This is a genomic window from Roseovarius sp. B08, from assembly GCF_051417955.1.
Lineage (GTDB): Bacteria > Pseudomonadota > Alphaproteobacteria > Rhodobacterales > Rhodobacteraceae > Roseovarius.
On sequence record NZ_JBPRLW010000001.1, the window covers coordinates 603,641 to 617,059 of the forward strand.

The 13,419-nt window shown below is 67.8% G+C and carries 10 protein-coding genes and 2 pseudogenes; 6 read left to right on the forward strand and 6 right to left on the reverse strand.

Features of this window, described 5'->3' with window-relative positions; translation table 11 throughout:
* Positions 1-212 precede the first annotated feature (212 nt).
* Positions 213-2,978, reverse strand: a complete 2,766-nt coding sequence (locus tag ACSQ76_RS03040; protein ID WP_437155410.1) for a [protein-PII] uridylyltransferase — start codon at positions 2,976-2,978, stop codon at positions 213-215.
* Between the two features lie 22 nt (positions 2,979-3,000).
* Complete coding sequence (locus ACSQ76_RS03045) at positions 3,001-4,185, reverse strand: penicillin-binding protein activator (protein ID WP_306127658.1); 1,185 nt, start codon at positions 4,183-4,185, stop codon at positions 3,001-3,003.
* A gap of 85 nt (positions 4,186-4,270) precedes the next feature.
* Here ACSQ76_RS03045 and rsmI point away from each other — a divergent pair, with 85 nt between their 5' ends.
* The 4 genes from rsmI to ACSQ76_RS03065 are packed head-to-tail and all read left to right on the forward strand — an operon-like array spanning position 4,271 to position 7,462.
* Positions 4,271-5,137, forward strand: a complete 867-nt coding sequence (rsmI, locus tag ACSQ76_RS03050) for a 16S rRNA (cytidine(1402)-2'-O)-methyltransferase (protein ID WP_437158151.1) — start codon at positions 4,271-4,273, stop codon at positions 5,135-5,137.
* A 49-nt stretch (positions 5,138-5,186) separates the two neighbouring features.
* Positions 5,187-5,576 (forward strand): YraN family protein, encoded by a 390-nt coding sequence (locus tag ACSQ76_RS03055; RefSeq protein WP_437155411.1) that lies wholly within the window; start codon positions 5,187-5,189, stop codon positions 5,574-5,576.
* 57 nt (positions 5,577-5,633) lie between these two features.
* Positions 5,634-6,569 carry a glutathione synthase gene (gshB, locus tag ACSQ76_RS03060; RefSeq protein WP_437155412.1) on the forward strand — a complete coding sequence of 312 codons (936 nt, stop codon included), beginning with the start codon at positions 5,634-5,636 and terminating at the stop codon, positions 6,567-6,569.
* Positions 6,566-7,462, forward strand: coding sequence for an alpha/beta hydrolase (locus ACSQ76_RS03065; RefSeq protein ID WP_437155413.1), 897 nt, complete (start codon positions 6,566-6,568; stop codon positions 7,460-7,462). The genes gshB and ACSQ76_RS03065 overlap by 4 nt, the downstream gene beginning before the upstream one ends.
* Here the strand turns inward: ACSQ76_RS03065 and ACSQ76_RS03070 are convergent.
* From ACSQ76_RS03070 to ACSQ76_RS03085, 4 genes and pseudogenes are all read right to left on the reverse strand, one after another.
* Positions 7,440-8,953 (reverse strand): annotated as a pseudogene (locus ACSQ76_RS03070) (YifB family Mg chelatase-like AAA ATPase). The gene ACSQ76_RS03065 and the pseudogene ACSQ76_RS03070 overlap by 23 nt on opposite strands.
* A 138-nt stretch (positions 8,954-9,091) precedes the next feature.
* A complete protein-coding gene (locus ACSQ76_RS03075; RefSeq protein WP_437155414.1) occupies positions 9,092-9,970 on the reverse strand; it encodes a glutathione S-transferase in 879 nt (292 codons plus the stop codon).
* Positions 9,967-10,462: pseudogene (locus tag ACSQ76_RS03080) on the reverse strand (histidine phosphatase family protein). Before ACSQ76_RS03080 ends, ACSQ76_RS03075 begins: the two are co-directional and overlap by 4 nt.
* A 131-nt stretch (positions 10,463-10,593) precedes the next feature.
* Positions 10,594-11,097, reverse strand: coding sequence for a bifunctional adenosylcobinamide kinase/adenosylcobinamide-phosphate guanylyltransferase (locus ACSQ76_RS03085; protein ID WP_437155415.1), 504 nt, complete (start codon positions 11,095-11,097; stop codon positions 10,594-10,596).
* A 100-nt stretch (positions 11,098-11,197) separates the two neighbouring features.
* Between ACSQ76_RS03085 and ACSQ76_RS03090 the strand changes: the two genes are divergently transcribed.
* Positions 11,198-12,076, forward strand: coding sequence for an RNA polymerase factor sigma-32 (locus ACSQ76_RS03090; RefSeq protein WP_437158152.1), 879 nt, complete (start codon positions 11,198-11,200; stop codon positions 12,074-12,076).
* A gap of 137 nt (positions 12,077-12,213) precedes the next feature.
* A complete protein-coding gene (gene coaBC, locus ACSQ76_RS03095; RefSeq protein WP_437155416.1) occupies positions 12,214-13,407 on the forward strand; it encodes a bifunctional phosphopantothenoylcysteine decarboxylase/phosphopantothenate--cysteine ligase CoaBC in 1,194 nt (397 codons plus the stop codon).
* Positions 13,408-13,419 lie beyond the last annotated feature (12 nt).

Below are 13,419 nucleotides of genomic sequence, written 5' to 3' on the forward strand. Positions count from 1 at the left end.
CCGAGCGCCACCGACGGGCCGCGGCGCGGCGATCCGACGGTAGTTCGGCAGCACTTTATCCAGCCAAATCCGAAACAGGATTGAGCGATGCACCGAACTTCACCCAATCGCCGGGCCGTGGGGGCGGCCCGTCGATGGCGCGGGGCCTGCGGCCTGTTTCCGCGCCGGGTCTGTAGATCAAACGTCTTTTATGTCCGCACAACCGCCATCGGTCAGCGTGTGGCCTGCTCCACCCCCTCAGAGATCGCCTGGCGCAGTTTGCGTTCGAGCGCCTTTTGCTTGGCGGGGGAATAGAATTTCAGGCCGAACATGTCCTTGACGTAGAACGTGTCGACCACCTGTTCGCCGTAGGTCGCGATCACGGCCGAGTTGATGTAGACGTTGCCGTTGGAAAGCGTGCGCGTCAGGTCGTAGAGCAGGCCGGGGCGGTCGCGGGTGTCGACCTCGATGATCGTGTAGATTTCCGAGCCTTCGTTGTCGAAGGTGATATGCGTGGGCACGCGGAAGGCGCGTTCGCGTTTCTTGATCTTGTCGCGCGACTGCATGGCATCGCGGGCCACCACCTCGCCCCGAAGCGTCTTGTGGATCATCTGCGTGAGGCGCGGCAGGCGGTCGGCCTCGTAAGGGCTGCCGTCGGCGTCCTGTATCCAGAAGGCGGCGGTGGCATAGCCGTCCTTGGTGGTATAGGTGCGCGCGTCCACCACGTTGGCGCCGACCAGCGCCAGCGCGCCGCACATGCGGCTGAAGATGCCGGGATGGTCGGCCAGCGCGAAGCAGACGCGGGTGGCGTCGCGGTCCTCGTCGGGGGTGAGCTGGATGCGGACCTCGTTTTCCGAGATGTCACGCAGGAGAAGCGCGAAATCCTCGTGCGCGGTGACGTGCAGGCCCTGCCAGTAGGGTGGGTAGTGGCGCTCCAACTCGGTCTTGAGGTCCTTGGCGTCCCAGTCGGTGAGCGCCTCGCGCAGGTTGCGCTTGGCGTCGGTGCCGCGCTGTTCGCGGTTGAGCGCCTCGAGCCCGCCTTCCATGGCGCGGCGGGTCTGGCGGTAGAGCGCCCGGATGAGCGAGGCCTTCCAGTTGTTCCACGTGTTGGGCCCGACGCCGCGGATGTCGCAGACGGTCAGGACGCACAGAAGATCGAGCCGTTCACGGGTCTGCACGGCCTTGGCGAAGTCGCGCACGGTGCGCGGGTCGGCAATGTCGCGTTTCTGGGCCATGTCGGACATCAGCAGGTGATAGCGCACCAGCCATTCCACCGTGTCGACCTCCTTGGGTTTCAGGCCCAGCCGAGGCGCGACGCGGCGGGCGATCCGGGCGCCGAGGATCGAGTGATCCTCGTCCCGGCCCTTGCCGATGTCGTGCAGCAGCATGGCGACGTAGAGCACCTTGCGGTTCACGCCGGCATCAAGGATCGAGGAGGCGATGGGCAGGTCCTCGGTCAGTTCCTTGCGCTCGATCCTGGACAGCTGGCTTACGCATTGGATGGTGTGCTCGTCCACCGTGTAGCTGTGATACATGTTGAACTGCATCATGGCGCGAATGGGCTCGAACTCGGGGAGGAAGGCGGAAAGCACGCCAAGCTCGTTCATCCGGCGCAGCGCGCGTTCCGGGTTGCCGTGCTTCAGCAGCAGGCCGAGGAAGAGCTTGCGGGCCTCGGGGCTTTCGCGGAAGTCGTCGTTGATGAGCTCGAGATTGGCGGTGACCAGCCGCATGGCGTCGGGGTGGATCAGCAGCCCGGTGCGCAGGCCCTCCTCGAACACGCGCAGGATATTGAGCGGGTCGGACAGGAAAGCATTTTCATTCACGATGGCCAGCCGGCCATGGACCTCCTTGTAGCCGTCCTTGAGCTTGCGCTTGCGGGTGAAAAGGCGTTGCAGCAGCGGCTCTGACTTCACATGCGCAGCTTCCAGCTTGGTCAGGAAGATGCGCGTGAGGTCGCCCACGGCGGTGGCGTGGCGGAAATACTCCTGCATGAACACCTCGACCGCGCGGCGCCCGGCGCGGTCCTTGTAGCCCATGCGCTCGGCCACCTCGACCTGGAGATCGAAGGTGAGCTGCTCGGTCGCGCGATTGGTGACGAGGTGCAGGTGACAGCGGGTGGCCCAGAGAAAGTTCTCGGCCTTGAGGAAGGTTTCGAACTCGTCCTCGAGAAACAGGCCGTGGCCAACGAGATCGGACACGTCATCGACATGGTAGAGGTACTTGGAAATCCAGAACAGCGATTGCAGGTCGCGCAGGCCGCCCTTGCCTTCCTTGACGTTGGGCTCGACCATGTAGCGTTCGCCCTGTTTTTCGTGGCGGGCGTCGCGTTCCTCCAGCTTGGCCTCGACGAATTCGCGTTCGGTGCCCTTGAAGAGATCGTTGCGCAGGCGGTGGTCGAGGTCGCCCGCCAGCCTGTCGTCGCCGTAGAGCAGGCGCTTTTCCAGAAGTGCCGTGCGGATGGTGAAATCGTCGGTCCCGAGGCGGATGCATTCGCGGATCGTGCGGCTGGCGTGGCCGACCTTCAGCTTGAGGTCCCAAAGCATGTAGAGCGTGCTTTCGATCACGCTCTCGGCCCAGGGGGTGATCTTGTACGGCGTGAGAAACAGCAGGTCCACGTCCGAGAAGGGGGCCATCTCGCCCCGGCCGTAGCCGCCCACGGCAAAGACGGTCAGTCGCTCGGATTCGGTGGGGTTGGGCAGGGGGTGCAGGTGGCGGCTGGCCACCTGGAGCGCGGTCATCACGGCACAGTCGGTGAGCCAGGTATAGGCGCGGGTCGCCTCGCGCGCGGCGAACGGTGTATGGCGCAGTGCCTCGGCGATGGCGGCGCGGCCGGCCTTCATCGCGTCGGTCATGGCCGCAACCGCCTCGCGGCGCAGGGCGGCGGTGTCCGAGGGATCGGTCTCGCGCGCGGCGTCGATGCGGGCCTCGACGGTGTCGTGGTCGAAAATGACCTCGGCCGGGCAGATCAGCGCGTCCGGCGGCGTCAGCGTGTCCTTCATGGCGTGTGCCGGCGGCGCGGGATCAGAGCCCCGCGCGACCGAAATTGGCAGGGGCGGGCGACAGCACCACGACCTGCTGGTTGCGGATGGTGGCCACGGCGAGGCCGCGCTGCGTCGTGCCGTTGGGCAGGAAGCGGAAGATGCCGTTGACGCCTTGGAACCCCGACGATTGCGTCAGGCTGGAGCGCGACAGGGCGTCGGCCCGGCCCGAGCTGGTCAGCGCGCCGATGGCGGCGATGGCGTCATAGCTGAGGCCGGCAAGGTCATGCGGCGCGTTGCCGTTGGCCGCCCGGAAGCGAGAGGCGAACTGGTTGGCGCGCTGCGGGTCGGGGATGGCGAACCAGCCGCCCTGGACCCCCGGCAAGGTGCGGGTCTGGGCCGGCTCGTCCCAGCGGGCGAGGCCGATATACTGCATCTCAGCCGGCGACAGCCCCGCCTCGGGCAGCATCTGGGAAAACAGCGGCAGGGCGCCCGCGGCGTTGGCGGTAAGGAAGATCGCGTCGGCGCTGTTGGCCTGGGCGTTTTGCTTGATCGCGGGCACGGCGCCGACGACGCCGCCCTGCGAGAATTCGTAGTTCACCACGCCGGCCGATGTGGCACCGTTGGCACGGATGGCCTGGGCGATGGCGTCGCGGCCCAGCTCTCCGGCGAGGTTGCGCGAATGCACGGTCATGATGCGGCGCTTGCCCTGGCTGACCGCATAGCCGGTGAGGCGGTTGGCGGTGTCCTGGAAGGTCTGGCCGAGGACCAGCAGGTTGCCGCCCGCGATGGTGGGATTGTTGGAGAAGGCCAGCACGTTGATGTTCTTGGGCGCCATGGCGACGGCGACCGCGTTGGCGGATTCGGCGTGCAGGGGGCCGACGATGATCTTGGCGCCGTCGGCGGCGGCATTGAGTGCGGCCTGCTGAGCCTTGCCCGCGTTGCCGGCGGTGCCATAGACGCGCAGGTCGATATTGACGCCAGACAGGTCCGCCACGGCCATGCGCGCGGCGTTTTCGAGGTCTCGGGCGAGTTGCTGTTCGTTCGGGTTGGCGGCGCCATGCGGCACCAGCAAGGCAACCGGGACGGCGGCGCCGGGGTCGATCCGCTGGCCGCTGTCGCCGCCGACCACGGGGATCCCGGCATCGCAGGCGGCGAGGACCAGGACGGTGGCCAGAAGGGCAAGTCGGTGGAACGGCTTGCGGACAGCATCGAAAACGGCAAACATCGGGTATGAACTCCTTCTTTCGCGCAGTCCGGCCGGACGGCGCAGTTGGCCACGATAATAGACGTCCAGAGAGGCGGGTCCAGTGATGAATCCCGACAGGCAGAGCCTTGCGCCCGGGCTGTACCTTGTGGCGACGCCCATTGGCGCGGCGCGGGACATCACGCTGCGGACCCTCGACATACTGGCCAGCGCCGACATGCTGGCCGCGGAGGACACGCGCAGCCTGCGGCGGCTGATGGAAATCCACGGGGTCAAGCTGAACGACAGGCCGCTGGTGTCCTACCACGATCACAACGGCGACCGCGCCCGCCCGCGCCTGATGGCGGCGCTTGGGCAGGGCAAATCAGTGGTTTACGCGTCCGAGGCCGGCACGCCGATGGTGGCCGATCCGGGCTATGATCTGGCCCGCGCTGCGGTGGCCGAGGGGCACGCGCTGATCTCGGCGCCGGGGCCGTCGGCGGTCGTGACGGCGCTGACGGTGGCGGGGTTGCCGACCGACCGGTTCTTTTTCGCGGGTTTCCTGCCGTCGGGCGGATCCAAGCGGAAATCCGCACTTCGGGAGGTGGCGGGCGTGCCCGGAACGCTGGTGTTCTACGAATCGCCCAAGCGGGTGGCGGCGATGCTGCACGACGCGGCGGAGGTTCTGGGCGAGGGGCGGCAGGCGGCGGTGTGCCGGGAATTGACGAAGAAGTTCGAAGAGGTGCTGCGCGGGACGCTGGGCGAGTTGGCCGCGGGGCTGGAAGCACAGGCGGTCAAGGGCGAGATCGTCGTGGTGATCGAACGCGGAACGGCCGAGGCAGGCACGGCGGAAGACCTCGACACGGCGCTGAGCGCGGCGTTGGAGACGCAGAGCGTGCGGGATGCGGCGGATACGGTGGCGGCGCGGCTGGGGCTGAAACGGCGGGTCGTGTATCAGCGGGCGCTGGAACTGGAGGCGTTAGGCGAAAATTAGGTGTTTTGGTGTGAAATGCCGGGGCAAGGTATAGACAAGGCGAATCGGAATGACATGCGACACCATCCTGCGCGGGCGTGCGGCACGCGGCGCACTGGCCTATCACAAGGGCGCGGCCGCCGAGAAATCCTTGGCGCTGGACTATGATCGTCGCGGGGCCGACCTGCTGGAAACGCGATGGCGGGGCCAGGGCGGTGAGATCGACCTGATCTTTCTCGACAGGGGCGTCTACGTGTTTTGCGAGGTCAAGGCGTCGGACACCGTCGACAGCGCTATGGCGCTGCTGCGACCGGCGCAGATGCAGCGCATCCATGTGGCGGCGTCGGAATACCTGGGGCAGACACCGGATGGACAGTTGAGCGAGGTGCGTTTCGACCTGGCGGTGGTTGACGGTCAGGGCGTCGTGACGGTGATGGAAAACGCGTTCGGTCATTTCTGAATTGATCCCTGTCGGTGCTTGGCCCATGTAGAGGGCACCACAAGACGGGGACGGCCCATGAAAATCGCCTTTCAGATGGATCCGATCGGCGGGATCGACATTGACGGGGACAGCAGCTTTCGCCTGGCCGAGGAGGCGCAGGCGCGGGGGCATGAGCTGTTCTACTATACGCCCGACAAGCTGGCCTATGACCGTGGACGGATCATCGCGCAGGGCTGGCCGCTGACGGTGCAGCGGGTGAAGGGCGATCATTTCAGCCTGGGCGAGGCGCGGGTGGCGGACCTGTCGGAGTTCGACGTGGTGTGGCTGCGCCAGGATCCGCCGTTCGACATGTTCTATATCACCACGACGCATCTGCTGGAGCGGGTGCGGGACACGACCCTGGTGGTGAATGACCCGTTCTGGGTGCGGAACTTTCCGGAAAAGCTGTTGATTCTCGATTTTCCCGAGCTGATGCCGCCCACGGCGATTGCGCGCGATCTGGATACCATCCGCGCCTTCAAGGCCGAGCATGGCGACGTGATCCTGAAACCGCTTTACGGCAACGGGGGGGCGGGCGTCTTTCACCTGCCCGAGAGCGACCGGAACCTTTCGAGCCTGCACGAGATGTTCAGCGGGTTCAGCCGCGAGCCGCTGATCGTCCAGAAATACCTGCCCGAGATCAAGGATGGCGACAAGCGCGTGATCCTGGTGGATGGCGAGCCGGTGGGGGCGATCAACCGCCTGCCCGGCAAGGGCGAGGTGCGGTCGAACATGCATGTGGGCGGACGGCCCGAGAAGGTGGCGTTGAGCGACCGGGACCGCGAGATTTGCGCCATCATCGGCCCGCGCCTGCGCGAGGCGGGGCAGATCTTCGTGGGAATCGACGTGATCGGGCAGTACCTGACCGAGATCAACGTGACCTCGCCCACTGGTATCCAGGAGCTGGAGCGGTTCGACGGGATCAATGTGGCGCGCAGGATCTGGGACGCGATCGAGGCGAAACGCGCATGAGCGTGATGCGGCCACTGTTGAACCGGTGGCTGCGGCTGACCGAGAAGCCGCATTTGCGCAAGGCCACGGTCGCCAAGGCGCGCAGGTCCTTCGAGACCAAGGCGAAGTTTCTGTTCCACGCGCCGCGCGGCACCTCGGTGGCCGAGGATGAACTGGGCGATGTGCCGGTGCTGTGTACCTGGGCCTTGGGCGTGGGGCGCGAGGACGGGCCGCTGATCCTGTATTTCCACGGTGGCGGGTTCGTGTTCGGCAGTCCGCGGGTCTATCGCAAGATGCTGGCGGTGCTGTCGCGCGAGGCGCGGGCGCCGGCGGCGCTGGTGCAGTACCGGCTGGCGCCGGAGACACCCTTTCCGGGGGCGTTCGACGATTGCATGGCGGCCTACCGCGCGGTGGTGGACCGGCCCGGCGGCGTGGTGCTGGCGGGCGACAGCGCGGGGGGATGCCTGGCGCTGGCGGTGCTGGCGGAGATCACGCGGGAGGGCCTGACGCAGCCCAGGGGCTGTATCGCCCTGTCGCCGCTCACGGACCTGACCTTTTCGGGCGACAGCATCCGCGAGAACGCCGAGAGCGAGGTGGTGCTGCCGATCGAGCGGGCCGAGGAGATGTGCGAGTGGTATCTTGGCGACACGGACCCGAAGGACCCGCGCGTCTCGCCGCTTTTTGCCGATTTCGGCGGCGCGGCGCCGGTGTGGATCGGGGTGGGCGATACCGAGGCGCTGCGCGACGACACGGTCCGCATGGCGGCGCATTTGCGGGCGGCGGGCGTGGACGTGACCGAGGTGGTGGAGCACGACCTGCCGCATGTCTGGCCGCTTTTCCACAACATGCTGCCCGAGGGGCGCGAGACGCTGGCGGACCTGGGGGACTGGATCAGGTCTCTTTCATCGTCGTGAGGCGGTAGCTGACGGCTTCGGCCACGTGGGGGCGGCGGACGCCGTCCGCGCCGTCGAGATCGGCAATGGTGCGGGCGACGCGCAGGACGCGGTGGTAGCCGCGCGCCGTCAGCCCCATGCGTTCGGCCACGGTACCCAGCAATGCGCGGCCTTCGCTGTCGGGGGTCGCGATCTCTTCCAGGGCCTCGCCTTCGGCATCGGCATTGAGGCGCATGTCGGGCCGGTCGGCAAAGCGCGCCTGCTGCACCGCCCTTGCCGTTGCGACCCGCTCGGCCACCTGGGCTGAGCTGTCGCCCGGAGGGGGCAGGTCGAGATCGGTGAAGCTGACCGGGGGGACCTCGATGCGCAGGTCGAAGCGGTCCATGAGAGGGCCGGAGATGCGGGACATGTAATCCTCTCCGCACTGGGGCACGCGGGCGCAGGCGCGGGCCGGGTCGGGCAGGTAGCCGCATTTGCAGGGGTTGGCGGCAGCGACCAGCAGGAAGCGGCAGGGATAGCGGACATGGGCGTTGGCGCGGGCCACCACGACCTCGCCGGTCTCGATCGGCTGGCGCAGGGTTTCGAGCACGGCGCGGGGATATTCGGGAAACTCGTCCATGAAGAGCACGCCGTTATGGGCAAGGCTGATCTCGCCCGGGCCCGCCCTGCGCCCGCCGCCGACGATGGCGGCCATGGAGGCGGTGTGGTGCGGCTCGCGGAAGGGGCGCGTGCGGTTGATGCCGCCCTCGGTCAGGAGGCCCGCGAGGGAGTGGATCATCGAGGTTTCCAGCGCCTCGGGCGCGGTGAGGGGCGGCAGGATGCCGGGCAGGCGCGCCGCCAACATGGATTTGCCGGAGCCGGGCGTGCCGACCATCATCAGGTGATGGCGGCCCGCGGCGGCGATTTCCAGCGCGCGTTTGGCCCGTTCCTGGCCCTTGACGTCGCGCAGGTCGCGGCCCGAGGCGTCCGCCGTGACCTCCCCGGGCTCCGCCGGGGGCAAGGGGGACTGGCCGGTGTAGTGGCGCACGACGTCGGCGAGGGTGGCGGCGCCGATGACCTGGGTGGCGCCGACCCAGGCGGCCTCGGCGCCCGAGCCCTTGGGGCAGAGGAGCGTGCGCTCTTCCTCGGCGGCGGCCATGGCGGCGGGGAGCGCGCCGATGACGGGGATGAGGGAGCCGTCGAGGGAGAGTTCGCCCAAGCTGCACGTGCCTTCGACGGCGTCGGGGGGATGATTTCCAGCGCGGCGAGCAGGGCGAGAGCGATGGGCAGGTCGAAATGGCTGCCCTCCTTGGGCATGTCGGCGGGCGAGAGGTTGATGGTGATGCGCTTGGAGGGGAGCGCGATGGCCATGGAGGAAAGCGCGGTGCGGACGCGGTCGCGGGCCTCGGACACGGCCTTGTCGGGCAGGCCCACGAGAGAAAAGGCCGGGACGCCGGGGGTGACGGCGCATTGCACCTCGACCTGGCGGGCCTCGACGCCCTCGAAGGCGACGGTATAGGCGCGGGCGACCATGGGGGACTCCGTTCCCTTGAGAATGGTTAACGGATAGCCCGGGAGTGGTTTAGGAAAGGTTAACCAACTTTGAGATCGCGCTTTTGGCAGTCGTCGGAGCCTCCGGCGGGGATATTTATGGCCAGAGGAAGAGGCGGGTCAGGTCGTGGCGTCGCGCAGGGCGGTGAAGGCGGGCCAGGCCTCGGGGTCGGCCACCGTCTTGTCGCGGCAGGTAGCGTTGCAGAAGCCGAAGATCCGCCCGCCGGTTTCCATCAGATGCGTAGGGGCTTTGCCGGAATAGGGGCAGGTGCTGTTTTCGGATGTGCCGTCGGTGACGGCGCGGGCCTTGACGGGGGCCGGGCCGGGCCAGTCGGAATGGTCGAGCGGCCGGTCGTACGGGACAGGGTCGTAGGATTTCGTGAGACCGAGCGCGCGCCACTGGCGGAAGGCGGTGTCGGCGAGGGTGGTGTCGACATAGGCCTGAGCGGTGGCGTCCACGGGCAGCGCGTAGCCGGCGATGCGGGCAGCGACGGGCGCATAGAAGGCGTCGGCGAGGCTGTAGCGCCCGAAGAGCCAGGGGCCGCCCGCGCCGTGGCGGGTACGGGCCAGAGACCAGAGGGTTTCGATGCGGGAGAGATCGGCCTTGACCGCATCTGATGGCGTGAAGCCCTGCCATTGGTGCCGGAGCTGCATTGGGCAGTCGGTGCGCAGGGCGGAGAAGCCGGAATGCATTTCCGCGGTGATCGAGCGGGCGAGGGCGCGGGCGGTGGGGTCGGACGGCCAGAGGCCGGCGTCGAGGTGGCGCTCGGCCAGGGTTTCGGCCATGGCGAGGCTGTCGAAGATGACGATTCCGTCGGCATCGCGCATCACCGGCACGAGCCGGGCGGGGGCGAGATCCTTGAGGTCGTCGGCCATGGTGCCGTCATAGAGCCCGACCATGTGCGTGCGGTGCGGCAGGCCGAATTTTTCCAGCATGAGCCAGCCGCGCAGGGACCAGCTTGAGAAGGTCCGGTCGCCGATGAAGAGATCGTATATCATGGCGCGACGTTAGGCCGGGGGCGGGACTGCGCAAAGCGATCATTTGTGCGGGTGTGCATCACGGGGTGTGATTCATGCCCGCCACGTGCCACCCGGGGGGGGTGGTGAAGTTTGGTCACCGAGAGGGGGGCGGTATCGTGGTCGAACGCCTCGGTCGCGGTGAGGTCGCGGGCGCGCTGGACCTGGGTCAGGATGACGCCGAGTTGGGCGACGATCACGAGGTCCGTACCGGGATGGGCGGCGATGAGCGCATCGGTCGCCGCACCCGCGCGGGCGGCAAGCTCGGGCCAGGTTTCGCCCGAGGGCGGGCGCACCTCGCCGATCCCAGAACGCCTGGTAGCTGGCCTGGTCGTCGATGTCGTCGGGGGCCTTGAGATCCCAGTCGCCGAAGTGAAGTTCTCGCAGGGCGGGATCGTGGGGCAGGCGCGTGCGGCCCCTCGCCAGCGCGTCGGCGGTGACGACGGCGCGGGAGAGATCGGAGGAGACGAGCATGGCCCGCCGCGGCAGGTGCGCGTCGAGGCGGGCGACACGGGCTGTGTCGGAGAGATCGGCGGGCAGGTCGGCCTAGCCGACGAGGCCCCTGGCATGGGTCGGGCCGTGGCGGACCCAGAACAGCCGGGTTTTCACGGCAGGCTGCCCTTGAGCACCTGCGGCAGGCCGGCGGTGACATTGACCACGAGCCCCGCCGTGGCGGCGAGTTTCATGTTCAGCCGTCCGCGGGCGGTGCGCAGCGTGGCGTCTTCGCAGATTTCGGGCGCGCGGGTGATCATCACCACGGGCGCGGCGCAGAGGGCAAGGCCGGCCATGAGCTCTGCTTCGGGCTCGGCCAGGTCGTGGCCGGCCTCGGCCCGGTTGGCCAGCCAGAGCGGCAGCGCATCGACGAGAACGGCGCTGTCGCCGCTGATCCCGGCGAGGGCGCGGCCGATATCGAGCGGTTCGTGCCGGGTGTGCCAGGCGATGTGCGGCGACGCCTGACGCCGGGCGAGCGTGGCCTGGATCCCGGTGTCGTCAGGAGGTGTGGTCACCAGCGCGACGGGTGTGCGGCCGGTGCCGAGGACCAGCTCTTCGGCAAGGATCGTCTTGCCGGATCCGATGCTCCCTAAGACGATAGTGACTCCTGGCAACATTTTTTTGCATCCTTTTCGTGATCCGCGCGTTGGGATCGTGCGTACCACCACCAAAGACTGCGAAAAAGCTGCTTTGAACCGCGACCGGGAGTATTTCACCATGGCCTTGGATGGCAATTTCAGCACAAACATGTCACGCGCGGCGATGAAGGCCGAACTGCTTGACGCCGAGACCGAACTGACATTGGCCTATGCCTGGCGCGACCAGCGGGACGAGGCGGCGCTGCACCGGCTGATCACCGCCTACATGCGGCTGGCGATTTCGATGGCCTCGAAATACAGGCGCTATGGCGCGCCGATGAACGACCTGATCCAGGAGGCGGGCCTTGGGCTGATGAAGGCGGCGGACAAGTTCGACCCCGACCGCGGCGTGCGGTTCTCGACATATGCGGTGTGGTGGATCAAGGCCAGCATCCAGGATTACGTGATGCGCAACTGGTCGATGGTGCGGACCGGGTCGACCAGCAGCCAGAAGTCGCTGTTCTTCAACATGCGGCGGGTTCAGGCCCGGCTGGAACGCGAATCCATGGCCAAGGGCGAGACGCTGGACCGCCACCAGATGCGCGAGATGATCGCCATCGAGGTGGGTGTGCCGCTGCGCGACGTGGAGATGATGGAAGGCCGGCTGTCGGGCACGGATTTCTCGCTGAACGCGACGCAATCGACCGAGGACGAGGGCCGCGAGTGGATCGACACGATCGAGGATGACGGCAAGCGCGGTGACGAACTGGTCGAGGAAGACCACGACCGGGGCGCGCTGCGCAACTGGCTGGGCAGCGCGATGTCCAAGCTCAACGAGCGCGAGCGGTTCATCGTCGTGCAGCGCAAGCTGAAGGACGAGGCGCGGACGCTGGAGAGCCTGGGCGAGGAGCTGAGCCTGTCGAAGGAGCGCGTGCGCCAGATCGAGGCGGCGGCGTTCCAGAAGATGCGCCGGTACCTGGAGAAGCAGGGCGGCGAGGTGCAGAGCCTGCTGGCCTGAGCCGCTCGACAGGGTTCGAGAGACGAGAATTGACGCTGTCGCGGGGTGCGGCAGCGTTTTTTCTTGTCCGGGTGGCGGGCCTTGTGCCGTGCGGGGTCCGGGCATAGTGTCTGGCCGAGACTGAAGGGAGCCTTCGCATGCTGGCCGGAAAACGAATTTTGCTGATCATCGGGGGCGGGATCGCGGCCTACAAGGCGCTGGACCTGATCCGGCGGCTGCGCGAGCGCGGTGCCGCGGTGACGCCGGTTCTGACGAAGGCCGGCGCGGAGTTCGTGACGCCGCTGTCGGTGTCGGCGCTGGCGGGGACGAAGGTGTTCCGGGACCTTTTCGACCTGACCGACGAGGCCGAAATGGGGCATATCGAGCTGAGCCGCAGCGCGGACCTGATCGTGGTGGCCCCGGCGACGGCGGATTTGATGGCGAAGATGGCGACGGGGCAGGCGGACGACCTGGCGTCGACGCTGCTGCTGGCGACGGATACGGAGGTGCTGCTGGCGCCGGCGATGAACGTGCGGATGTGGGAGCATGCGGCGACGCAAAGGAATATCGCGACCCTCAAAGGCGACGGGATCGGATTTGTCGGGCCGAACGCGGGCGACATGGCCTGTGGCGAGCACGGGCCGGGGCGGATGTCCGAGCCGCTGGAGATCGTGGCGGCGGTGGAGGCGCGGCTTGCGGCCGGGCCTTTGGCGGGCAAGCGGATCGTGGTGACCTCGGGGCCGACGCATGAGCCGATCGACCCGGTGCGGTACATCGCCAACCGCTCGTCCGGTGCGCAGGGCACGGCGATTGCCAGGGCGCTGGCGGGCGCGGGGGCGGAGGTGGTTTTCGTCACCGGACCGGCGGATGTGCCGCCGCCAGAGGGGGTGGAGGTCGTGGCCGTCGAGACCGCGCAGGAGATGCTGGAGGCGGTCGAGGCAGCACTTCCCGCCGATGCAGGCGTCTTTGCCGCCGCCGTGGCGGATTGGCGTGTGGCGAGTGCCGGGGCGCGCAAGATCAAGAAGGAAGGTGGCGAGTTGCCGGTGCTGGAGTTTGCCGAGAACCCCGACATCCTGGCCACGGTCAGCCGGATGGAGGCCGGACGGCCCCCGCTGGTGGTGGGCTTTGCCGCCGAGACAGATGACGTGGTGGATCATGCCACGGCCAAGCGGGCGCGGAAGGGGTGTGACTGGATCGTGGCCAATGACGTGAGCCCGGCGACGGGGATCATGGGCGGCACCGAGAACGCGGTGACGCTGATCACGGCAGACGGGGCCGAGGCGTGGCCGCGCATGTCGAAGGTGGACGTGGCGCGGCGGCTGGCGGAGCGCATCGCGGCGGCGCTGGGCTGAGACCGGATGGTG

Coding starts and splice junctions, on each gene's coding strand:
- ACSQ76_RS03040 (WP_437155410.1), bottom strand. CDS start 2,978: ATGAAGGACACGCTGACGCCGCCGGACGCGCTGATCTGCCCGGCCGAG.
- ACSQ76_RS03045 (WP_306127658.1), bottom strand. CDS start 4,185: ATGTTTGCCGTTTTCGATGCTGTCCGCAAGCCGTTCCACCGACTTGCC.
- rsmI (WP_437158151.1), top strand. CDS start 4,271: ATGAATCCCGACAGGCAGAGCCTTGCGCCCGGGCTGTACCTTGTGGCG.
- ACSQ76_RS03055 (WP_437155411.1), top strand. CDS start 5,187: ATGACATGCGACACCATCCTGCGCGGGCGTGCGGCACGCGGCGCACTG.
- gshB (WP_437155412.1), top strand. CDS start 5,634: ATGAAAATCGCCTTTCAGATGGATCCGATCGGCGGGATCGACATTGAC.
- ACSQ76_RS03065 (WP_437155413.1), top strand. CDS start 6,566: ATGAGCGTGATGCGGCCACTGTTGAACCGGTGGCTGCGGCTGACCGAG.
- ACSQ76_RS03075 (WP_437155414.1), bottom strand. CDS start 9,970: ATGATATACGATCTCTTCATCGGCGACCGGACCTTCTCAAGCTGGTCC.
- ACSQ76_RS03085 (WP_437155415.1), bottom strand. CDS start 11,097: ATGTTGCCAGGAGTCACTATCGTCTTAGGGAGCATCGGATCCGGCAAG.
- ACSQ76_RS03090 (WP_437158152.1), top strand. CDS start 11,198: ATGGCCTTGGATGGCAATTTCAGCACAAACATGTCACGCGCGGCGATG.
- coaBC (WP_437155416.1), top strand. CDS start 12,214: ATGCTGGCCGGAAAACGAATTTTGCTGATCATCGGGGGCGGGATCGCG.